1 protein-coding gene is annotated in these 307 nt (G+C 69.4%); it reads right to left on the bottom strand.

The annotated features are described in order from the left end of the window. Positions 1 to 307, bottom strand: a 307-nt coding sequence (locus tag FAF44_RS56650) for a sulfotransferase (RefSeq protein WP_308193560.1), incomplete at both ends; no start/stop codon positions are given.

The raw sequence follows: 307 nt of genomic DNA, 5'->3' as shown, positions 1-307 counted from the left end.
ATCGAGGAAGCGGCACAGCGGTGCCCAGCCGTCGCGGACGTCGAAGATCAGCAGCCGTTCGGGCGGGAGGCTTTCCTGGACCGCGGCCGTGTGGCGGAGAAATGCCTCGATGGCGCGGGTCTCTTCGGGCATTTCCTGGCTCAGCCGGGTGCCGTCGCCGAAGACGGACCGTCCGATGTGGTCCATGATCGGGCTGTAGCGTGCCAGCGCTCCGAAGAAGGCGGCGGCTCGGTCGGGCAGGCCGGGCGGGATCGTCCGGCCCGGGCCGTTGGTGATCAGCGTCTGCATGCTGGCGTACCACTGGTGC

Source organism: Nonomuraea sp. MG754425, assembly GCF_021699195.1.
Lineage (GTDB): Bacteria > Actinomycetota > Actinomycetes > Streptosporangiales > Streptosporangiaceae > Nonomuraea.
This window is presented reverse-complemented; position numbering and strand designations above follow the sequence as displayed.